The sequence below is a fragment of the Corynebacterium sp. HMSC078A10 genome (genome assembly GCF_001811565.1).
GTDB lineage: Bacteria > Actinomycetota > Actinomycetes > Mycobacteriales > Mycobacteriaceae > Corynebacterium > Corynebacterium hesseae.
Genome location: NZ_KV805185.1, coordinates 64,051 through 84,066, shown reverse-complemented (window position 1 = coordinate 84,066; position 20,016 = coordinate 64,051). Strand labels below are relative to the sequence as shown.

The following is a 20,016-nucleotide window of genomic DNA, read 5'->3' as shown; positions in this document are numbered from 1 at the left end:
CAAGCGCGCCGAATCCGGGCCACGAATTTCCAGATGACTTATCCTCCGTACCGTTAGCTTTACGTCGATCAGCGCCCTGCCGCTGGTTCGGGTTTAACTGCCCTGGTTGCTAGACTGTTTCGACGTGATTGTGACCAATGATTTCGAGGTGCGCGTGGGCGCACGCACGCTTCTCGACGCCCCCGGCCAGCACCTCCGCGTACAGCCGGGTGACCGCATCGGGCTGGTCGGCCGCAACGGCGCAGGAAAGACCACGACGATGCGCATCTTGGCGGGGGAGACCGAGCCTTATGGCGGTTCGGTAACGCGCTCTGGCCCCATTGGTTACCTGCCGCAGGATTCCCGCGAGGGCAACATCGAACAGACCGCGCGCGAACGCGTGCTCTCGGCCCGTGGTCTCGATGAGATCAAGCGGCGCATGGCCAAGCAGCAGGAACTCATGGAGACGGCAACGGACGACAAGTTCCGCGATAAGGCCATCCGCAAGTTCTCGCGCTTGGAAGAGGAGTACCATTCCCTCGGCGGCTACGAGGCGGATTCCGAGTGCGCACAGATCTGTGACAACCTTGGCCTCCCGCAGCGCGTCTTGGATCAGCAGCTCAAGACGCTCTCCGGTGGCCAGCGCCGCCGCGTGGAGCTGGCGCAGATTCTTTTCGCGGCGTCGGCAGGCTCCGGCAAGTCCCAGACCACGCTGCTTCTCGACGAGCCCACGAACCACCTCGACGCAGATTCCATCACCTGGTTGCGCGGCTTCCTGTCGAAGCATGAGGGCGGGCTCATCATGATCTCGCACGACGTGGACCTGCTCGAGGCCGTCTGCAACAAGGTCTGGTTCCTCGACGCCGTGCGCGCCGAGGCGGATGTCTACAACATGGGCTTTAAAAAGTATCTCGATGCCCGTGCGACCGATGAGGCCCGCCGCCGCCGTGAGCGCGCCAACGCGGAGAAGAAGGCGGCCGCCCTGCACAAGCAGGCCGCAAAGCTCGGCGCTAAGGCGACGAAGGCCGCAGCAGCTAAGCAGATGCTGCACCGCGCTGAGCGCATGATGAACGAGCTCGATGACGTGCGTGTGGCCGACAAGGTTGCCCACATCAAGTTCCCGGAGCCGGCTCCCTGCGGTAAGACCCCGATGAACGCGAAGGGCCTGACCAAGATGTATGGCTCGCTTGAAGTCTTCGCGGGCGTGGACTTGGCCATTGATAAGGGCTCGCGCGTCGTCGTGCTGGGCTATAACGGTGCCGGAAAGACGACCCTGCTCAAGCTTCTAGCGGGCGTGGAGCGCACCGACGGTGAGGGCGGTATTGTCTCCGGCCATGGTTTGCGCATCGGCTACTTTGCCCAGGAACACGACAACATCGACCCAGACAAGACCGTGTGGGAAAACACCATCGAGGCTTGCCCCGATGCAGGCCAGCAGGATTTGCGCGGTCTGCTCGGTGCCTTTATGTTCTCCGGGGATAAGCTGGAGCAGCCCGCCGGCACGCTCTCCGGCGGTGAAAAGACGCGTCTTTCCTTGGCCACGCTCGTGTCCTCGCGCGCAAATGTGCTGCTTCTCGACGAGCCCACGAACAACCTCGACCCCCAGTCCCGCGAGCAGGTTCTCGATGCGCTCGGTACTTATACCGGTGCCGTAGTTCTGGTAACCCACGACCCAGGCGCGGTAAAGGCCCTCAACCCAGAGCGTGTCATCATCATGCCTGACGGCGACGAGGATCTGTGGAACGACGAATACATGGAGATCGTTGAATTGGCCTAGGGGCTAGTTCCTTACTCCGGTTGCAGCAACGGCAGCGCTCTTTGTTCTTCTGGTCACCGTGATACTTCGTGGCCTTCCATAAAACCTATAGTGCGCTAGAATCGGGGGCACACTCACGCACCGCTCAAGGCTCTTTTCTTGGGTCCTTCCGGCTTCCCACGCACAGGGTCTAGTAGCGCTACGACCCCAGCCATGCTGCAGCAGGAGAGGACTGAAGCCATGAGCCACACCGATACCCTCGATTCTGTCATTGAACCACTGCTTACCGGTTTAGTGAGCAAGCGGCCTGAAGTCCGTGTGGACTGGGCCTTTGCCGAGCTTAAGGAAGGTATTGAGTCAGGTCAGTGGGATGGCCACATCGACCAGGTTCGGGATCGCCTCACCGGTTACCTGCGCACGGACAAGGTGTGGACCAAGGTCATGGCCGCGCGTTTACTCACTGTCCTCGCTGAGTCTGGCCACTTTCATTACGAGGACTATCTCACCTTCCGCGCATGGTACGTCACTGAAGAAGACACGCGTGGCATAGTCAAGGACGTCGGACACGTCATGGCGGTCGGCTACGGCGCGGACTACGTGGAAACCTGCGTGCGCATGGGGATGATTCCTGCCGTGGAAGGCGCGGCAATTATTTCTTGCCGCCTGCGCGTCCCAGGGGGAGTGTGGCACGACGATGAGGCAGAACGCTTGGCGCGTGCTGCGTGCACGACGATTGCTAAGAGCACCTCGCCGCACATTCTAGAAATATGGACTGAGCGCCTGAGCAATACAGTCCTCAACGAGGGAGTACGCAATGGTAACCGCGCGGTAGTGGAAAACTTCGCCCGCTTTCTCACTGCCACAGCGCACATGGTGCGTAGTGAACCCGAGAAATGGGGAATCGACGTTGACCGCGCGCAACTAGCACTACCGTTAATAGCGGAACTCGAAGACAAACTCCGCAACGCCGGCGCATAGGTAGTCTCTTTCCACCAGTGAAAGCGCCATTTAATGTTCGCGCGCAGCACTGAAGAAGCGCACCCTATCAACCTCCATCGGCTGGGGCCGCTGCCAAGGATAGCGATCCGGGGTGGCCATAACAGGCGAGCTCAGCTGCAGGAGGGCGTCCGTGCCTGCGGGGCCGCCTACTGTCAGCTCGCCATCGCGTATTTCAACCGCTGAGGCAAAACTGCGGTCAACGCTCTTGTGCTGCACAATGGCAGTTGGTATCTCAGCGAAGACAGTTCTTCCGCGCCGCAGAACGGTAGCATCGTCGGAGATATAACTGGGGCGAATGCGCTCAGCGGCAATCAACCCCCACACGAAAATGATGGCCCACAGCGACAGTAGTAGCGCCACAACCCGAACCGCACCTGCGGGGAGAATCAGGTGGACGACTACCATTTCAACCACCAACACCGCGGTGACAAACCCAAGCATTTGCAGCCTGCCCGGAGGGTGGGGAAGTGCCTGAGCACCAGCGGGGAGCAAAGTCTCGCCGCGTATCCAAAGCCACAAATCGCGGTAGAGGCTAAGTTCATACCTTGCCAATCGGAATCCAGGATGTTTTCCGAGGAATCTCCTTATCCTATCCATGTGGCGCTCCCGCCAGTACCGCGAGCGCTCTGCCCTGTGCACCGGTAGTCGGTGCATCGGTGGCACTCAGCGGGACCTTACCTGGGCGCAACGTAGGATAGATTCCCCGCATGAGGCCACGTTCGCCTAAATGCTGCAGCTTGGCGACGATTACCGTGACCTCGCGATCATTCGGGGACAATGCACCCAGTTTTCGCCATAGCGATTCAACCTCGCGGAGAACTCTCAAACATTCGGCATCTTCAAGGTTCTCGCGCAATTGTTGCCAGGTTCCTTCCGTCGCGACACCACACAGCGCCATCAGATCCCAAGAATCAAGCTCGAGCTGCAGCATCGCGGGATCATGGATCGCCTCTTTGAGTGATTCGCGGATGTCTCGTGGAGTCCCGTTGGGTGCTTGGGCAAGGGCGCGTAAGCGTTCACGTTGGTTCTTGAGCCGAGCGATGCGCTCGTCGAGCACGCCAAATGAACGATCGATAGCATCCGGCAGATTTACGTCGGCGACGGGGACACCGGCGTCGATCAGCGCCCGCGCGCGCAGCACCGAAGCCAAGTCAGAAACAGAATAGTCGCGGTAGTTCCCGCTGGTGCGGGCGGGTTCAGGAACCGCGCCCGTCTCGTGTAAATGTCGTACAGAACGAACTGAGCATCCAGCGACCGCGGCGACGTCCGATATCTTCATAGGACAAAACTAAACCCTCACATGGTGTGAGGGTCAAGTGCTTGGTGAAAACTAATCCGAGTTGCTGAGGTCTTAGTTTCGGAAGCCGTGCACCGGCGCCGGGATGAAGCCACCGCGGTTGATGAAGGTGGAGTTGCCCACCTCATTGACCGGAATGACCGGAGCATAGCCGAGCAAGCCGCCGAAATTGACCTCATCGCCAGCTTTGGTTCCCGGGGCGGGGATAACGCGCACGGCGGTCGTCTTATGATTCATCACGCCGATGGCGGCTTCATCAGCGATCATGCCGGCAATAGTTTCCGCAGAAGTATCGCCCGGAATGGCGATCATGTCCAAGCCCACCGAGCAGATGGAGGTCATGGCCTCCAGCTTGTCGATGGAAATAGCGCCGGTGCGCACCGCATCGATCATGCCCTTGTCTTCCGAAACCGGGATGAAGGAACCAGACAGACCGCCCACGCGGGAGCAGGCCATCATGCCGCCCTTCTTGACGGCGTCGTTAAGCAGTGCGAGGGCTGCCGTCGTTCCGTGCGTGCCCACCTGATCCAGACCCATGTGCTCCAGGATGTGCGCGACGGAATCTCCCAGCTCGGCAGTGGGAGCTAGGGAGAGGTCAATGATGCCAAAGGGTACCCCGAGGCGCTCCGAGGCCATCGAACCAACGAGCTGTCCGGCACGCGTGACCTTGAAGGCGGCCTTCTTGACCTCCTCGGCGACTTCATTAAGGGTGGCGCCCTCCAGGGATCCGAGAGCACGGTCGACAACACCCGGCCCAGACACACCGACGGAGACAACGCAGTCCGGTTCCTCGATACCGTGGAAGGCACCGGCCATGAAGGGGTTATCGCCCACGGAGTTGGAGAAGATCACGAGCTTCGCACAGCCGATGGCGCTGCGGTCCTTGGTGAGTTCGGCAGCTTCCTTGATGATGCGTCCCATCTGCGCTGCGGCGTTCATGTTGATGCCGGCGCGCGAGGATGCGATATTCACCGAGGAACACACCAGGTTGGTCTCAGCCAGCGCTTCCGGGATAGAGCGGATGAGTGTCTTCTCCGCAGTGGTGGCACCCTTTTCAACCAATGCGGAGTAGCCGCCGACGAAGTTAACACCTGTCGTCTCAGCGGCGCGATCCAGTGCACGGGCGACGTCGACGGGGTTTCCTTCTACGCCAGCCACGATAAGTGAGATCGGAGTGACGGAAATACGTTTGTTGACGATCGGGATGCCGAGCTCGGCCTCGATCCCTTCGCAGACTTCCACGAGCTGAGCCGCCCGGGTGGTCACGCGATCATAAACGGCCTCTGCGGTAGCTTCCATGGTGGAGCGCGTGCAGCCGAGCAGCGAGATCCCCATGGTGACGGTGCGGATATCGAGGCGGTATTTCTCGATCATCTCGATGGTGTCGAGAATACTGACGGTGTTGAAGCGATTAAGCATGACTGATTCTCGCTCCTAAATTTCATTCATGGCGGTGAACAGTGCTTCCGACTGCACACGAATGGATTGCTTGATGGACTCACCGACGGTGTTCATCCGCTCCTGAATCTGCTGGATGCTGACTTCATTCTCATCGAATTCGACGCGCAGGATCATCGTGAAGTACCCAGACATGAGGGTCTGCGAGACGTCAACGATGTTGATCTTGAGCTCAGCGAGGGCGGTGGAAACGGCAGAGATAATTCCGGTGTTATCAACACCGGTAACAGTCATGATGGCGATCATAATTTGATTGTAGCCCGTGGGTTTTCATGCTGCCCTGGGGTCATGCAGGATAGCGAGCCGGCGCGTACGGTGGCGCACATGACTGATACGACAACAACTACGCGCAAGAAGGTTCTGTACATCGGCGGCCACGGCAAGGTTGGGCTTTTGGCGGCGCCCAAGCTTGTCGACGCCAACCTCACCGTCCATTCCCTCATCCGCAACCCGGACCAGGTCTCTGATATTGAGGCCCTCGGTGCCGCCGCGGTGGTTCGCGATCTCACCGAGCTTTCTGTTGAGGACTGGGCTGCACTTTTGAGCGAGTATGACGTCGTCGTGTGGGGCGCCGGAAATGGTGGCCGTGCTGGTGCGGAGGTGACGTGGGCGGTCGACCGTGATGCGGCGCTGGCATCTATTGCGGGTCTGGAAAAGCTTTCTGCCGAGGGCAAGAACACTCCCGCCTACATCACGATTTCCTACATGGGTGCCACGGAGAACACGACCGATCCTGCGGATGAGAAGTGGTACGCCTACGTGGAGTCGAAGAAGGAGGTGGACAACAAGCTCAATTCCACCGACCTCAATTACCTCATCCTTGGCCCGGCAGCCCTGACGGAGGAGCCTTCGCGCGGCATCACCGTGCTAGATAAGGACGCAGAGCGCACCGGTAAGCTGACAACCTCCCGAGAGCTTGTCGCTGAGGTGGTCACCGAGGTCGCCGGCCGCGAAAGCTTCCCAGCCTCGCCGCTAGAGTTCATCGATGGCGATGGCAGCGTGAAGGATATCTAAAATCGAGCGGATGCCGCCGCGTCAAGCGCTGCGATAACTTGCTCTCTGCTCAGTTGGTGATGGAGGCTCGCATAACGAAGTGGCTTTGTGGACAGGTGGGCCGCGATATACCACCCTGTGGGGTGCTTGAATATCGCTTGGCTTTGGAACCGTACCACGGCCACACCCTGCTCCCGGAAGGAGCGGGGAGAAGTGTGGGACTCAAACTCATCGCTGATGATTTCTTGAACTGTGCCATCTGGAAGGAAAATGCGTACTTTCGCCTTGTAGTAGTACTCGGTGGGATCAGCGTGCGGCACGTGTCGACCTGTTTGCCAGATCTCACTAAGCAGCGCGGGGTAGTACTCGATCCACCCATTTTCCGACGCCGTCCGTAGACGGCGAGCACCCCACGTAGAGCTCCGAATTACTCGAATGTTTCGACCGGCCGCCACGGCGAGGAAGAGGACAAAGACCGCAACGGCCAATCCCTGCCATCCGGAACTAATAGACATATCTTCGCCGATAAAGGCTGATAGTGCGATAGCAAGGCCCACTACCGCCGCGATGAGGTTGTTCCGTAGGCTTCGCCATTCAGGTGTGGCGCCGCCTGGGAGTGGCCCAGCCGCGGCGATCGCGCGAACAATACTAGATGTGCTTGATCTCAAGTTCGGGGCGGACACAGAACGCCGAGTGCGGGGAATGAGCCTCTCGGAGTAGTGGTGTTCCGGGAAGTCGAATGGTGCTAAAGCGTGGTCAGACATTCTTATCACTAACTTCTTACCCAGTTCCGCTCTGCAAAAGACAGTGCTGCTTCAATGTTCTTTTTGCGCAGACCATTCTGCAGTTCTGGCTGCGGTTTATCTGCATCTGCCCGGTAACCCACCACGCCCCATCCGTTGTTGTGGTTGAAGTCCACGGTGGCGACGAGGGGCCCGTCGGCAAGCAGCCGGCCACGCAGCTTCAGCCAGTTCGGGTTTGGAGCAATGAATTCTTCGGTCATGCTTTTCGTCAATGAGCCGTCCGGTTGCAAGATCAGTATCGGGGCGGTGTAGTAAAAGTCGGTACTGTCGTCGTAATCAACGCGGCGCCTATAGGTCAGCTCGCCGATCAGTGCGGGGCGGTACTCAATCCAGCCATTCGCCCACGCGGTGCGAAGCCTTGTTGTGGCTCCCAATCGCCCCCGCAAAATCAAGATTCCAACGAAGACGAACACGAGGGCTGCAGCTCCAGTGATAAGGCTGGCTATCGGAATATTCCCAATCGTACCGCCGGCTCCGGGAAACAGGACTGATATAAAGATCGTGTGAGCCACCGAGAAGAGTAGCGCTGAGCCGCCAATGAAGATGAAAAAGGAAGCAACGATGACCATGCCGAGATTGGATTGGCCGATCGGAGACCCGACGCTATTAATAGCCTCGCGGATGCCGCTGCGATCCGTGTTTGGGTTGGGTTGCTGATCGTGATCCTTCAAATCCTTAGGCGCGAGGGATCCTGCACTTGAGGAAGGAAGCTTCAGCGGAGTGCGGGGCAGCTGCAAAGGCGAGTGAGTCATGGATCACAGCTTAATGGTCGTGGTCTCCATTTTCTCGGTGACCATCGGCGGCTGGGGACTAGCCCCCCACGGAAGGAACTCAGTCTTAATTGGGAGAGCTAGCGCACCCACCGCTGTTCAGCGAATTGGAGCACGGCATCAAGTTGGCCGCTGGTGAGACCGCTGGATAGTTCCGCCTCCGAACTTGATCCATCAGCGCGGTAAGCCGCGACGGTCCATCCATTATTGTGCGCGGTATCCACGGTTGCTAGCCGGGAGCCCTCAGCGAGCGCGGCGCCCCGTGATCTCAGCCAGTTTGGATTCGCAGCGCGGAACTCACCGGACATGGCCTTCGCTAGTCTGCCATCTGGCTGAAGGAGCAAAAGGGGCGCCGAGTAATAGAAATAGGTCCGTTCACGGTCTTCGGGACCTTCGGTCTTGCTGCGTAGGTAAACCAACTCACCGATGAGAGCGGGACGGTATTCGACCCAGCCGTTGCGCCACGCAGTTCGCAGACGCCGCGCGTTACCGACTTCCTTGAGAATATTCCGTAGACCTATAACGAAAAACACCAGGCTGACGAAACAAATAATGACTGGGATCAGCGCAAATATACCTACGTCTGAGAAGCTGACTCGCGGAGGACCAAAGCCACCAGCGAAGAATGAAAACGACATGGTACACATAAGCAGCCCAACCATACCGATAAATGCCCAGACGGAGACTTCCCTGAACGTGAGGCGCCCTGGCTGAGGCCCTGCCTCCTCGATGACCTCGCGGAGCCCTGAACTATCTATTCTCGGGTTCGGCTGAGCATCGTGGGCGCGCTGTTCTTTCGGTGCAAGCCGCGGCGTAGCCTTTAAGCTGATTCTGCACTGCGTCCGCGGAAGCTGTAGGGGAGTATGGTCCATGCGCCACAGTGTAGCGTCAATCACACTCCACAACGAGCGTTGAGCAGTTAGTGCTCGGCGCGGGAGCCGCGAATCGATTGCTCAACCAAATCCAAAACCTGCTCTAGATTCTTCGTGTCCCCGAGCGCTAGGCGGTTGATAAAACCGTCCATAAAGGTTTCAAGATATGTCACGAGAGTGTCGATGGAGACGTCGTCTCGCATGCGCCCCTTTTCGGCGTTGGACTCCAAGCGGGCGCGGACTGCCTTATCCAGAACCTGCTGTTCTTCGTGCCAGCGCGCGGCGAAAGAGGGATCGGTGCGCAGCATCGAGGTGACGGCAAGGCGCGTGGCCAGCCAGTCATGGCGCTCCGGGTGGCGCAGCATTTCACTCATGACCTCAACCAGACCGTTGTTGGCAACGACCTCAGCTTCGCGGGCGGCGTCTTCGCGTGCCAAGGCAAGGAAGAGGGACTCCTTATCGCCGAAGTGGTGAAAGATTGCGCCCCGCGATTTACCGGTGGCTTCTTCAAGGCGGCGAACTGTAGCCCCGTCATAGCCGTGCTCAGCAAAACACTTTCGAGCACCAACCAAGATGTCATTGCGGCGGCGATGAAGTTCAGAGTCGCTCATAATTGGCATGGCTGGAATCTCGCTCCTTAAAGCACGGCGGTGGATAGACGGGGGATAGAAGTAGTTAATGGTTAGGAAACAGAAAGGCCAGCCAGCACTCCTTGTTGCTAGCTGGCCTCCTGCCTAGCTATGCGGGGGATGCCCATTGTTGGCTACCCCGCATGTCGGACAAGGCTGATTTAGGCCTTGACCATCTGGCGCAGAACGAACTGCAGAATGCCGCCGTGGCGGTAGTAGTCGGCCTCACCAGGTGTGTCGATGCGAACCTTGGCATCGAACTCAACGGTCTCGCCGGACTCCTTGGTGGCGGTCACGTGGACCGTCTTCGGAATGCCGCCCTCGTTGAGGGCTGCGATGCCGTCGATATCGAAGGTCTCGGTGCCATCCAAGCCCAGGGACTCGTGGGACTCGCCCTCCGGGAACTGCAGCGGGATGACGCCCATGCCAATGAGGTTCGAGCGGTGAATACGCTCGAAGGACTCAGTGATGACAGCCTTCACGCCAAGCAGGTTGGTGCCCTTAGCAGCCCAGTCACGGGAGGAACCGGTGCCGTACTCCTTACCAGCAAGGACAACCAGCGGAATGTCGGCTGCCTTGTAGTTCTCGCAGGCATCGAAGATGAAGGCTTGCGGTGCGCCCTCCTGGGTGAAGTCACGGGTGTAGCCACCGGCGACGTCGACCAGCTGGTTCTGGAGGCGGATGTTGGCGAAGGTACCGCGCATCATGACCTCGTGGTTACCGCGACGGGAACCGAGGGAGTTGTAGTCCTGGCGCTCCACACCGTTGGCATCCAAGTACTGAGCGGCCGGGGTACCCGGCTTAATGGAGGAAGCCGGGGAGATGTGGTCGGTGGTCACGGAGTCACCGAGCTTAGCAAGGACGCGAGCGCCCTTGATGTCCTGAACGGGCTCCGGCTCAGTCGGCATGCCGTCAAAGTACGGTGCCTTGCGGATGTAGGTGGAATCCTCGTTCCACTTGAAGGTCTCGCCCTCCGGAACGTCCAGGTTGCGCCATGCGTCGTCACCCTTGAACACGTCGGCGTAGTCAGCCTCGTAGAGCTCGCGGGAGATGGCTTGCTGGATGGTGTCCTCGATCTCCTTCGGGGAAGGCCAGATGTCCTTGAGGAAGACATCGTTGCCGTCCTGATCCTGACCCAGCGCCTGAGTCTCGAAATCGAAGTCCATGGTGCCAGCAATAGCGTATGCAATGACCATGATGGGGGAGGCCAAGTAGTTCATCTTGACGTCCGGGGAGATGCGGCCCTCAAAGTTACGGTTGCCGGACAGCACCGCGGTAGCAGCCAGATCATGCTCGTTGATGGCGTTGGAGATTTCCTCCGGCAGCGGGCCGGAGTTACCGATACAGGTGGTGCAGCCGAAGCCGGAGAGGTAGAAGCCAAGCGCCTCCAGATCCTTCCAGAGGTCTGCGCGCTGGAAGTAGCCGTCAACAACCTGGGAACCCGGGGCACAAATGGTCTTGACCCACGGCTTGGACTTCAGGCCCTTTTCAGCAGCCTTACGTGCGATGAGGCCAGCGCCAACCATGACGGACGGGTTAGAGGTGTTGGTGCAGGAGGTAATGGAAGCGATAGCAACCATGCCGTGGTCCAGGGTGTACTCGCCACCGTTCGGGGAGGTGACGGTAACCGGGTTGGACTGGCGGCCGGAGCCGCCCTTGGCGGCGGACTCGCCTTCGCCTGCACGGGACTTGTTCAGGCCACCGGTAACGTCGACGAGAGCATTCTCGTCGCCACCCTCGGAGGTCATGCGCTTTGCCTCGATGGTGGACTCGTCTGCAACAACCTCGCCGGAAGCGTAGGTCGGCAGATCCTTACGGAACTGCTCCTTTGCCTCAGAGAGGAGAATGCGGTCCTGCGGGCGCTTCGGGCCGGCGATGGACGGCTTAACAGTGGACAGATCCAGCTCGAGGTACTCGGAGTACTGTGCCTCCGGAGCGTCCTGCTCGAGCCACATGCCCTGAGCCTTGGCATAAGCCTCGACGCGGTCGATCTGCTCCTGCGGACGGCCGGTGAGCTCGAGGTACTTGATGGTCTCCTCGTCGATCGGGAAGATCGCAGCGGTGGAACCGAACTCGGGGGACATGTTACCGATGGTGGCGCGGTTAGCCAGCGGCACGGACTTCACACCGTTGCCGTAGAACTCAACAAACTTCTGAACCACACCGTGCTGGCGCAGCATCTCGGTGATGGTCAGCACCACGTCGGTAGCGGTCACGCCGGTCGGAATCTCGCCGGTGAGCTTGAAGCCCACGACGCGCGGGATCAGCATGGACACCGGCTGCCCCAGCATTGCAGCCTCGGCCTCGATGCCGCCAACGCCCCAGCCCAGGATGCCCAGGCCGTTTTCCATGGTGGTATGGGAGTCGGTACCAATACAGGTATCCGGGTAGGCAACACCATCGTTGTCGAAGACCACGCGGGAAAGGTACTCAATGTTGACCTGGTGGACAATACCGGTTCCCGGAGGAACAACGCGGAAGTTGGAGAAGTTCTCGGCACCCCAGCGCAGGAACTGGTAACGCTCCTGGTTGCGCTCGTACTCGATCTCAACATTCTTCTCCAGGGCCTCGGTGGAGCCGAAAGCCTCGACGATGACGGAGTGGTCAATAACCATCTCGGCCGGGTTGAGCGGGTTCACCTGGTCCGGCTTGCCGCCGAGGGCGGCGATAGCCTCACGCATGGTTGCCAAGTCGACCACGCAGGGGACGCCGGTGAAGTCCTGCATCAGAACGCGGGCCGGGGTGAACTGGATCTCGGTATCCGGCTCAGCGGACGGATCCCAGTTGGCCAAAGCGTTAATGTGATCCTTGGTTACGTTCTTCCCGTCCTCGTAGCGCAGCTGGTTCTCAGCCAGGACCTTGAGGGAGTAAGGAAGCTTCTCCAGGCCCTCGACTGCATTGATGTCAAAGTAGTCATAGGACTTACCGTTGACCTCAAGAGTCTTCTTGGCGCCGAAGGAGTTCAGGCTTTCAGTCATAAGGAGCTCCATTCCTTGCTTTTCGCTTGTGGGTTATCGAACACTGGTCGAAGGTTCATCGAATTTGCCGATATGCCCAAGCAACCACATGGAGCCAGGTGTATCGGCGATCTCAGAACGCGAATGTTCCGTATCTATTGTAGATGCAAGAACCCTCGGTCGACACCAGCATAACAGTACGGGCGTTCTGTTTCCTACATTTCGGGGGTAGCGGCGAGTCGCCGGCCTCGCCCACATTCCGAGGTTTAGGCTCGATCGGGAATCCGGGGGACAAACCTCCGAATCGTGTTTGGGCAGAAGACTGTGCCACCAAGCATTAACGGCCATAGAGATTAAGGAGTGGCGGATGATCCCGGCGGGCGTAGATGTAGACGACATTGCAGATCAGCTCTCGGTCGACGGTGTAGCGTTCTCCAACCCAGAGCTGGCGCTAGACGACGACCTCCAGGCCCGCATCGCAGACTCCCTCCAGCCCAACCATGGCATCGCAGTGGTAGATGTCTTCCCCGACAAGATTCCAGATCTACGCGACCTGGCGACAACCCTTCAAGAACAAACGGGACTCGATACCGTGATTCTCCAGGCGCCAATGCGGGTGTCCGCAGTCAGTAATTCTTATGATCGGGCATCCATTGAGGCAGCCGAGGATTCGCTGCCAACTGGACTCGATCAGGTAACTTTGCTGAATGATTTCTATGCAACTGCAGATCATTTTTCAGCGCCATGGCTGACAATCTTGACACTGTTTTTCTGCGTAGCGGCAGTTGCGGGCTGGGCGGGATTTCGAGCCGCCACACGGAAGGCTGACACGGTCAGAAACTAAGCAATCGAGGCCGCCGCGAGCATTCCACTAAACATGCGCCGTACCTACCGCAGGGGTAGGGAAGTGGCTAGTATCAACCACTAAGCCTTGACTTTTGCAACGGGGGAGTGGTTGAGAGGTACGCAAGGGGCCTAGGAATACGGCTCGCACAGCGACCACATCGGATGCCGCACAGGCACCTTAAGTCGACGAATACTTCGGTTCTCTCCAGTCCCGAAATGGAGCGTTTCCTGCACCCCAGAAGACAGGTTCCGCTGGGAGCAATCGGAGCTTCTGCGGCAGCCCCAGGGCCGCAATCCACAGCGATAGTCAAGGGGAAGAGGTTTGCACTCCGGGGGAGAGTGAGCAACGTCACAGTCACACATTGATAACAAAGTCATTGCAGGTTAGGTGCGCCTGTAACGCCTTGTGGTTTTCCGTGGCTGATGTGAAAGATGGGAAAAGTGTGCGAGATGGCGTGTCGGTGACGTATGGTTCACGTATCGACTCACGGGTTGACTATTGCTCCATACGTTCATGGACCAAGCCTTGACTCTCAACTGATTTGTCGCACGGGTATGTGGGGAAGCACGCCCCGAGCGAAGAGGACCGTTGGGGTTCACCGCCTGGTGGATGACCGTCGCACCGCGCCAGCGATGCGCGTAGCAATGCAGTTTTCTCGACGCAGTCGGTACCAGTGTTCAACCTTTTAGATATCGAAACACCTACCTCCCGAGTGGAAGAGGCTTCATACACTTCATTCGCACGCCCTCATCGAGGGCTGTGATGGCCATGAGTTCCATCGGTTTCCGGTTGGGTGCCAGCTGTGAGTGCTTACGCGTGCGCCACTAAGGACCGCGGAAGTGCCCTCCACGAGCGCGGCGCCGAGCGAGGAGGAACCGACGCAGGACCTCGAGCCTGAATATGGGTGTGTGTCCCTTCGTCGTCGGATCGTGCAGCCACACTCGGCGCCGCTCTCCGTGAGCCCAGCGAGCACCATGAGAGTGCAATGTGGCTAGCTATGACGCACGGTTCGACGTGATGTTGGTGCACACGCCAGACGCCCCGCAGGTTTCCTGCCGCCTCCATAAGAGAAAATGCCGCCCCGTCAATTCGGCATTTAGTGGCGTAGAGAGCAAAGAGCTCTTCAGAGGCAAGCCGCGTTCGCGTATCCCGGTCAATTCCGGGCGCAAGCCTTATTAAGTCCACTATTCCCATTAGGAAATCGATTGCCGCCTCATCCTGCTTGAAGGCGAGACTAGCTACGTACACACCGCTGTTTCTTTTGCTCGTCCAACTCGTCGCCTCCAGGTCTCGATGTCCGGCAAGCGCGTCTACGCAACATGCGTGACATCTCCGGGTAGGTGTCTAGGAGATAACCCTCGTGGCCACCACATCATCTTTCGGCTTTCGGCGCTTTAAGGCAGCGTGCGCTGCCATAGCGACCACCGCCGCCTTGTCTACTGTCTCCGCGCTCACTCCTGCAGTGGCTGCGGAACCTGAGCAGATCAACATCAAATCCCTGCTATCCTCCGACAACCCATCCATCGCAGATCTCGCGGGCGCAATCGCCCAGATTGAGGAGCGCATCGCACAAGCGGAAGCCTCCATAGGTGCGCAGCGCGAAACCGTCAACCGTGCGCTGGTCGATCTCAACGACGCCCGCACTAAGGCAAACCAAGCGCGCCAAGGAACAACGACGGCGCGCGAGCAGCTTGACGACGCACAAGCGGATGTCGCCGATGCCCAGGCCAAGCTGGATGAGGTCTCCCGTTCCGCCTACCGCCGAGCCAATACTTCCGATGCCGTCTCCCATGCGGCAGGAAAAGACGCGCGTTCGGACATGCTGGAGCGCCAGTCCTACCTTCGCTCGCAGTCCGAGAAGCAGCAGGCCGTCGTTAGCGACTTGGAGAAGCAGCGCACGGAAAAGGCGAACAAGGAATCCCAGCTGCGGAAGACCCAACAACTGGCCGAGGAACGTGCGGACCGGGCGGCCGATGCCGAGGCTGCCGCGCGCGAGCAACTCTCCGCGTCCGAGGCTTCGATTGAGGAATCTACGTCCGAACGCGAGGACCTACTCTCTCAACTCTCATCTCTTCACAAGGCACTAAATCAAGCCAAGGGCCTGGACCGAGAAAATGTGTCAAGCCCAACAGCTGGATCTAAGGTCAAGGATCGGGCCGGGACTAATGATGTACAGGGTCCTTCCGAGTCTAGTGCCACGACTCCTGCCCACGACCCATCGACGGTATCCTCGCCGTCCGCTGCGGGGCATTCGACACCGGCCAGCTCGGAGCCGACCTCCGAGCCCACAGCGTCCACCGTGGCCGGCCCCTCCACCTCTGAGGCACAGAACCCCACGCTTCAATCGCAGCCGTCGACGGCTTCTGCCGATGCTGATGATTTGGAAGAGCTCTCTAGCGCCGCAAGCACTGTGGCTTCCGATCCGAACGTGCAAGAGTTGTCGTCGACAAGCACGGCCAGCTCCTCTGAAGAGAACGCCGAGAACTCCCAGGGCGGGAGCTCCAGCTCTTTCGATCCGAACGGGATCGATGCTGAAACCGTTGCGCTTGGCATTGAAGCGGTGGGAACGGTGGCCTCGATGGTGGCCGCATCTCAGCCGGACCACAATAACAGCTTGAGCCAAGAGGAAATCGATGCTCTGGCGGAAGGCTCTTCCAAGCTCTTTGCCCTCCAGGGTGGGCAAGACAGCACTGGGGAAGCGTCGGATTCCACGGCTGCGTCCGATAGCGAGTCAGCGAACGCAACTGATGACGAGGATTCCCTTGAGTCCGATGTCTCCGGTGTCCTGGAGGAACTTGACACCACCGATAGCGTGACGAAGAAGGCATCCGCTTCACTGGGCGATGCCTCCCGCGAAGCAAAGATCGAGACCGTCATCGAGCGCGCAACGTCTCAGGTGGGAGTTCCCTATGCCTGGGGTGGTGGCGATGCCAACGGTCCTACGCAGGGCATTCGTGACGGCGGCGTCGCTGACTCTTATGGCGACTACAACAAGGTCGGCTTTGATTGTTCTGGGCTGGTGCTCTATGCCTTTGCTGGCGTCGGCATTTCCCTGCCGCATTACACCGGCTACCAGTATCAGAAGGGAACCAAGATTTCCCCGAGCGAGATGCAGCGAGGCGACCTAGTCTTCTACGGGCCGAGCGGAAATCAGCACGTGGCAATCTATCTTGGTGACGGCACCATGGTCGAAGCTCCGCAGTCCGGTCAAAACGTCAGCATCTCCCCAGTACGACAAGCCGGCATGGCACCCTATGCCGTGCGACTGATCTAGTTCAGCCCGTTGCTAAACTGGGCTGCATGACTGACACATTGCGTACTGCCCAGGGCAACACCCGCGGCACCGATTCGGTGCCCTCCTCATTTGACGCCCTCCTCGTTCTTTCCTTCGGTGGCCCGGAAAGAAACGAGGAGGTCGTCCCGTTTTTGGAGAACGTTACCCGTGGGCGCGGCATCCCGCGCGAGCGGCTCGAAGTCGTCGGGGAACACTATTTCCGCCTAGGCGGCATTAGTCCGCTTAATGCGCTAAATCGAGAGATTATTTCTAATGTTTCCGCAGAGCTGAAGGAACGCGGACATAATCTTCCGGTTTATTTCGGTAACCGTAACTGGTACCCGTTTGGGACAGAAGCCGTCGAGCAGATGGCCGCCGATGGTGTGCGCAACGTCGCCGTATTCGCCACCTCCGCCTGGGGTGGCTACAGTGCTTGCCGCCAGTACAACGAGGACATCGTTGCATTGCGCAAGCACCTCGAGGACAAGCAACTGCCCAACATGAACTTCACCAAACTGCGCCAATTCTTCGATCACCCCAAGTTCATCGAGGAGATGGCTGCAGCCGTCCGTGAGGCTTATGCGGAGGTTCCGGAAGACAAGCTGGCTAGCACCCGCATGCTTTTTACTGCGCATTCAGTGCCATCGGCACACGATGCTGTTGGGGGAGCAGAAGGCGATAAACATATCTATTCCCGCCAGGTAGCGGAGGCTGCACGGCTCGTAGCCAGGGCTGCCGGGGTCCAGAATTATGACCTAGTGTGGCAATCCCGTTCAGGTAACCCAGCCACCCCGTGGTTGGAACCGGACATTGTCGACCACACCACGCGAATCCACGAGGAAGATGGTGTCGACAGCGTCGTCGTGTGCCCAATTGGATTTATCTCCGATCACATGGAGGTCATCTGGGATCTCGATACTGAACTGAAGCAAGCCGCTGAGGAAATGGGCGTCAGCGTCTATCGCACCCGCACCGCTGGTCCATCTGCAAGGTTTGCCTCGCTCGTCGTGGACCTCATCGAGGAGCTAGAGCATGACGCTGAACCTGCTTCACTCGGTGAGGTTACCGTTCAGGGCTGTACGGTCAATGGCGCACCCTGCGCTGAAGGTTGCTGTGACATCTGGTCTCTGCGCAAGCCGCATTAACGCGCGAAATCGGTGAGCGCATAAGCCACGCCGGCCATGCGTGCTTGGCGGATATGGCGCCACAGGCGCAGAAGCTGCGGATCGAGACTGTGATCTTGAATGCGGTCAGTCACCGTCTCGATGATGGCCGCCACGCGGTCGGCGCGGGCGAAAAGCTTCGCTGCTCGCCCCGGCACTGCAGCGGGTAATCCGGGGGTGTCGTAGAAATCGCTTAGTGTGCCTACTGTTAGCCGGGGATTGGGGAGGGCATCGCTGCGATAGCCCAATGCCTCGATGAGGTTTGCTGACTCATTCGTCGCAGTACTCAAGAGCTCATCGGCCTCGCCCGGGCTAAGCCAAGCGGGCGAGGGTAACGGGGCAGTCTCTTCAATCACCGTCCACCGTGTCGCGCCCACGGCATAGGTGGGCACCAGCACCAGGTTTCTTTCCCGATTATTGGTACGCACCACGATTGCGCCTGCCGGATTTTCTGCCGCCGCTTGCGCCGATTCCGTGCCGGCTGGAAGTGCTGGCGCGTCGCCAGGGCCGGAGAGAACTAGCCGAAGCAGCGGTTCGCGCTCTCCACGCTCGATGACGGAGGCCGTTTCACGCCGGAGGAGTGACATAACATCAACAAACGGCTCTCCGTCGACCCCTTGTTGCTCACCGCCCAGCTCGCTGAGGGCATCGAGAAAGCCATCGGTGGATTCGTGACCCCATAGCCATGCACCAAGCCAAACAGAAACGTTTTGTACAGGGGACCAGACTTCGGCGCGCATATCCATGGCTGGACAGTGTAGACGATAGGGTAGACCCCTATGAGCTTGAATTCCCGAGATCCCTATGGCAGCGATATTTTTGCAGGACATGCGCGGAACAAGAAGCCGGAGTACCCCGAGGTACCCGCTGAACCAGGCATGGTCGTCGAGGTTCGAGGTGATGACTTTGTAGGGGCAGTGTTGGGCGTCGACAAAACCGTATGGGGCCCAGTCGTGCGCCTCGAGGACCGACATGGAAATGAGCGAGTATTCAAACTCGTGAAAGGGGGGTTCTTGTTGGAGGGGCAGCCAGTGACGTTAACGCGATACGTCGAAAAGCAGGCGCCGCGGAAGTCAAACTCAGGGTCGCGCCGTGTGGAGAATCTTGAGGCGAAAGTTGCCGCACCTTCGCGCATTTGGGTTGAAGGCATTCACGACGCGGCCATCGTTGAAAAGGTCTGGGGTCACGATTTGCGGGTGGAAGGTGTGGTCGTCGAATACCTCGAAGGACTCGATAACCTTGAGGAACGCCTGGCTGAATTTCAGCCCGGTCCGGGGCGCCGTGTGGGCGTCCTCGCGGATCACCTAGTCGAAGGCTCAAAGGAAACGCGGTTGACGCAAACGGTGGGCGAGCACGTGCTTGTCACGGGTCACCCCTTCATCGATATCTGGGCGGCCGTAAAGCCTGAGCGCCTAGGGCTGCGCGCCTGGCCCGAGGTTCCCTATGGGGAAGACTGGAAGACGGGCATCTGCAAGCGCGTGGGGTGGTCTGATCCAAAGGAAGGGTGGAGCCGCGTGTACAACGCCGTGAATTCTTTCCGGGATCTCGATTCCACGCTCATCGGCGCCGTCGAGCGGCTCGTCGACTTTGTCACAACACCGGAATTGAGCAAAGAAGATTTGCTCTAATTCGAATTCGCTCGGTCAATGAGGTTGATGGCGAGCTGGCAACCGGCCGTCTCTGCTGCCCACCCCGCCGCTTGGAGGCGCTGGGACATCGCTTGTTTGGAAATGCCCAGCTCTTCCGCAGCTTCGTTCTGATTCAACCCGCCGCGCACTAGAGATGTCGCCTCACGGCCTTCCATTGTGCGCTTGTGCAGCACAAAGCCGAGTAGGGCGAATGCCGCTGCAATATCCTGCGCCTCCGCCGCGCGCCCGCGCCGATCAATTTTGGCGTAGACGTGTCCGGCCCGCGCCGAGCCCTTTACCGCGGCGGTTGCCACTGCGCGTGTTTCAGCATCACCCGCACCGTCGCCAGGGATAATGCCAATGCCAATGGCCCAGTCACCGTCCGCAAGAAGCGCCATAACGACATCACAGACCGCCGGAGAAGAATAGGCCACAGCGCAAATATCCTCAACACCAAGGACCTCAAATTCGCCGATTCCCTCCAGGGTGGAAAGCGCGGCGGCGGATCGTTGGACCAAATCGGCGCGGCGTACCGAGCGTCCGCGGTAGCGGGCATGGACAGCTAGCACAGTGAGAGACTCCTTCCAGCAA

18 protein-coding genes are annotated in these 20,016 nt (G+C 59.2%); 7 read left to right on the top strand and 11 right to left on the bottom strand.

Translation table 11 applies throughout. The annotated features are described in order from the left end of the window. The first annotated feature begins 124 nt into the window (after window positions 1–124). Both HMPREF2808_RS02260 and HMPREF2808_RS02255 read left to right on the top strand, forming a co-directional pair. The gene (locus HMPREF2808_RS02260; protein ID WP_070524251.1) at window positions 125–1,756 is read left to right on the top strand and encodes an ABC-F family ATP-binding cassette domain-containing protein; all 1,632 of its coding nucleotides are present in this window, start codon (window positions 125–127) and stop codon (window positions 1,754–1,756) included. A gap of 219 nt (window positions 1,757–1,975) precedes the next feature. Beyond that, window positions 1,976–2,713, top strand: a complete 738-nt coding sequence (locus HMPREF2808_RS02255; protein WP_070524248.1) for a DUF2785 domain-containing protein — start codon at window positions 1,976–1,978, stop codon at window positions 2,711–2,713. A gap of 30 nt (window positions 2,714–2,743) precedes the next feature. On the opposite strand, the gene HMPREF2808_RS02250 is transcribed toward HMPREF2808_RS02255, so the two are convergent. The 4 genes from HMPREF2808_RS02250 to HMPREF2808_RS02235 all read right to left on the bottom strand — a co-directional run bounded on the left by HMPREF2808_RS02250 (window position 2,744) and on the right by HMPREF2808_RS02235 (window position 5,735). Continuing rightward, complete coding sequence (locus HMPREF2808_RS02250) at window positions 2,744–3,139, bottom strand: hypothetical protein (protein WP_232755675.1); 396 nt, start codon at window positions 3,137–3,139, stop codon at window positions 2,744–2,746. A 184-nt stretch (window positions 3,140–3,323) separates the two neighbouring features. Further along, window positions 3,324–4,013 carry a MerR family transcriptional regulator gene (locus HMPREF2808_RS02245; RefSeq protein ID WP_070596577.1) on the bottom strand — a complete coding sequence of 230 codons (690 nt, stop codon included), beginning with the start codon at window positions 4,011–4,013 and terminating at the stop codon, window positions 3,324–3,326. Between the two features lie 72 nt (window positions 4,014–4,085). Beyond that, window positions 4,086–5,450: a PFL family protein gene (locus HMPREF2808_RS02240; protein ID WP_070564503.1), complete on the bottom strand. Its 1,365-nt coding sequence runs from the start codon at window positions 5,448–5,450 to the stop codon at window positions 4,086–4,088. A 15-nt stretch (window positions 5,451–5,465) separates the two neighbouring features. Next, window positions 5,466–5,735 (bottom strand): ACT domain-containing protein, encoded by a 270-nt coding sequence (locus tag HMPREF2808_RS02235; RefSeq protein ID WP_070524521.1) that lies wholly within the window; start codon window positions 5,733–5,735, stop codon window positions 5,466–5,468. Between the two features lie 78 nt (window positions 5,736–5,813). Between HMPREF2808_RS02235 and HMPREF2808_RS02230 the strand changes: the two genes are divergently transcribed. Then, window positions 5,814–6,503 carry an SDR family oxidoreductase gene (locus HMPREF2808_RS02230; protein WP_070596589.1) on the top strand — a complete coding sequence of 230 codons (690 nt, stop codon included), beginning with the start codon at window positions 5,814–5,816 and terminating at the stop codon, window positions 6,501–6,503. Here the strand turns inward: HMPREF2808_RS02230 and HMPREF2808_RS02225 are convergent. The 5 genes from HMPREF2808_RS02225 to can all read right to left on the bottom strand — a co-directional run bounded on the left by HMPREF2808_RS02225 (window position 6,500) and on the right by can (window position 12,534). Then, complete coding sequence (locus HMPREF2808_RS02225; RefSeq protein ID WP_246818495.1) at window positions 6,500–6,997, bottom strand: hypothetical protein; 498 nt, start codon at window positions 6,995–6,997, stop codon at window positions 6,500–6,502. The two genes, HMPREF2808_RS02230 and HMPREF2808_RS02225, sit on opposite strands and share 4 nt — an antisense overlap. A 257-nt stretch (window positions 6,998–7,254) precedes the next feature. Next, on the bottom strand, window positions 7,255–8,037 hold the full coding sequence (locus tag HMPREF2808_RS02220; RefSeq protein WP_070623458.1) for a hypothetical protein: 783 nt from the start codon (window positions 8,035–8,037) through the stop codon (window positions 7,255–7,257). Window positions 8,038–8,135: 98 nt separating this feature from the next. After that, complete coding sequence (locus HMPREF2808_RS02215; protein ID WP_246818494.1) at window positions 8,136–8,693, bottom strand: hypothetical protein; 558 nt, start codon at window positions 8,691–8,693, stop codon at window positions 8,136–8,138. A gap of 281 nt (window positions 8,694–8,974) precedes the next feature. Next, window positions 8,975–9,547: a TetR/AcrR family transcriptional regulator gene (locus tag HMPREF2808_RS02210; RefSeq protein ID WP_070623452.1), complete on the bottom strand. Its 573-nt coding sequence runs from the start codon at window positions 9,545–9,547 to the stop codon at window positions 8,975–8,977. Between the two features lie 170 nt (window positions 9,548–9,717). Further along, complete coding sequence (gene can, locus HMPREF2808_RS02205) at window positions 9,718–12,534, bottom strand: aconitate hydratase (protein ID WP_210386950.1); 2,817 nt, start codon at window positions 12,532–12,534, stop codon at window positions 9,718–9,720. 346 nt (window positions 12,535–12,880) lie between these two features. Between can and HMPREF2808_RS02200 the strand changes: the two genes are divergently transcribed. From HMPREF2808_RS02200 to HMPREF2808_RS02190, 3 genes are all read left to right on the top strand, one after another. Continuing rightward, window positions 12,881–13,357 (top strand): Rv1476 family membrane protein, encoded by a 477-nt coding sequence (locus tag HMPREF2808_RS02200; protein WP_070564515.1) that lies wholly within the window; start codon window positions 12,881–12,883, stop codon window positions 13,355–13,357. A gap of 1,363 nt (window positions 13,358–14,720) precedes the next feature. Beyond that, window positions 14,721–16,634, top strand: coding sequence for a DIP1281 family NlpC/P60 protein (locus tag HMPREF2808_RS02195; protein WP_070623446.1), 1,914 nt, complete (start codon window positions 14,721–14,723; stop codon window positions 16,632–16,634). A 26-nt stretch (window positions 16,635–16,660) separates the two neighbouring features. Next, window positions 16,661–17,779 (top strand): ferrochelatase, encoded by a 1,119-nt coding sequence (locus tag HMPREF2808_RS02190; RefSeq protein ID WP_070623443.1) that lies wholly within the window; start codon window positions 16,661–16,663, stop codon window positions 17,777–17,779. Here HMPREF2808_RS02190 and HMPREF2808_RS02185 read toward each other — a convergent pair. Further along, a complete protein-coding gene (locus HMPREF2808_RS02185; protein WP_070623441.1) occupies window positions 17,776–18,543 on the bottom strand; it encodes a hypothetical protein in 768 nt (255 codons plus the stop codon). The genes HMPREF2808_RS02190 and HMPREF2808_RS02185 overlap by 4 nt on opposite strands. Window positions 18,544–18,576: 33 nt before the next feature. Between HMPREF2808_RS02185 and HMPREF2808_RS02180 the strand changes: the two genes are divergently transcribed. Beyond that, window positions 18,577–19,425, top strand: a complete 849-nt coding sequence (locus HMPREF2808_RS02180; protein WP_070623438.1) for a DUF3097 domain-containing protein — start codon at window positions 18,577–18,579, stop codon at window positions 19,423–19,425. Here HMPREF2808_RS02180 and HMPREF2808_RS02175 read toward each other — a convergent pair. Then, complete coding sequence (locus HMPREF2808_RS02175) at window positions 19,422–19,994, bottom strand: MarR family transcriptional regulator (RefSeq protein WP_070623435.1); 573 nt, start codon at window positions 19,992–19,994, stop codon at window positions 19,422–19,424. The two genes, HMPREF2808_RS02180 and HMPREF2808_RS02175, sit on opposite strands and share 4 nt — an antisense overlap. Window positions 19,995–20,016 lie beyond the last annotated feature (22 nt).

Bases quoted from the DNA above. Each gene is read 5' to 3' on its own strand.
- HMPREF2808_RS02255 (WP_070524248.1), top strand. From the start codon at position 1,976: ATGAGCCACACCGATACCCTCGATTCTGTCATTGAACCACTGCTTACC.
- HMPREF2808_RS02250 (WP_232755675.1), bottom strand. From the start codon at position 3,139: ATGGTAGTCGTCCACCTGATTCTCCCCGCAGGTGCGGTTCGGGTTGTG.
- HMPREF2808_RS02245 (WP_070596577.1), bottom strand. From the start codon at position 4,013: ATGAAGATATCGGACGTCGCCGCGGTCGCTGGATGCTCAGTTCGTTCT.
- HMPREF2808_RS02240 (WP_070564503.1), bottom strand. From the start codon at position 5,450: ATGCTTAATCGCTTCAACACCGTCAGTATTCTCGACACCATCGAGATG.
- HMPREF2808_RS02235 (WP_070524521.1), bottom strand. From the start codon at position 5,735: ATGATCGCCATCATGACTGTTACCGGTGTTGATAACACCGGAATTATC.
- HMPREF2808_RS02230 (WP_070596589.1), top strand. From the start codon at position 5,814: ATGACTGATACGACAACAACTACGCGCAAGAAGGTTCTGTACATCGGC.
- HMPREF2808_RS02225 (WP_246818495.1), bottom strand. From the start codon at position 6,997: ATGTCTATTAGTTCCGGATGGCAGGGATTGGCCGTTGCGGTCTTTGTC.
- HMPREF2808_RS02220 (WP_070623458.1), bottom strand. From the start codon at position 8,037: ATGACTCACTCGCCTTTGCAGCTGCCCCGCACTCCGCTGAAGCTTCCT.
- HMPREF2808_RS02215 (WP_246818494.1), bottom strand. From the start codon at position 8,693: ATGTCGTTTTCATTCTTCGCTGGTGGCTTTGGTCCTCCGCGAGTCAGC.
- HMPREF2808_RS02210 (WP_070623452.1), bottom strand. From the start codon at position 9,547: ATGCCAATTATGAGCGACTCTGAACTTCATCGCCGCCGCAATGACATC.
- can (WP_210386950.1), bottom strand. From the start codon at position 12,534: ATGACTGAAAGCCTGAACTCCTTCGGCGCCAAGAAGACTCTTGAGGTC.
- HMPREF2808_RS02200 (WP_070564515.1), top strand. From the start codon at position 12,881: ATGATCCCGGCGGGCGTAGATGTAGACGACATTGCAGATCAGCTCTCG.
- HMPREF2808_RS02190 (WP_070623443.1), top strand. From the start codon at position 16,661: ATGACTGACACATTGCGTACTGCCCAGGGCAACACCCGCGGCACCGAT.
- HMPREF2808_RS02185 (WP_070623441.1), bottom strand. From the start codon at position 18,543: ATGGATATGCGCGCCGAAGTCTGGTCCCCTGTACAAAACGTTTCTGTT.
- HMPREF2808_RS02180 (WP_070623438.1), top strand. From the start codon at position 18,577: ATGAGCTTGAATTCCCGAGATCCCTATGGCAGCGATATTTTTGCAGGA.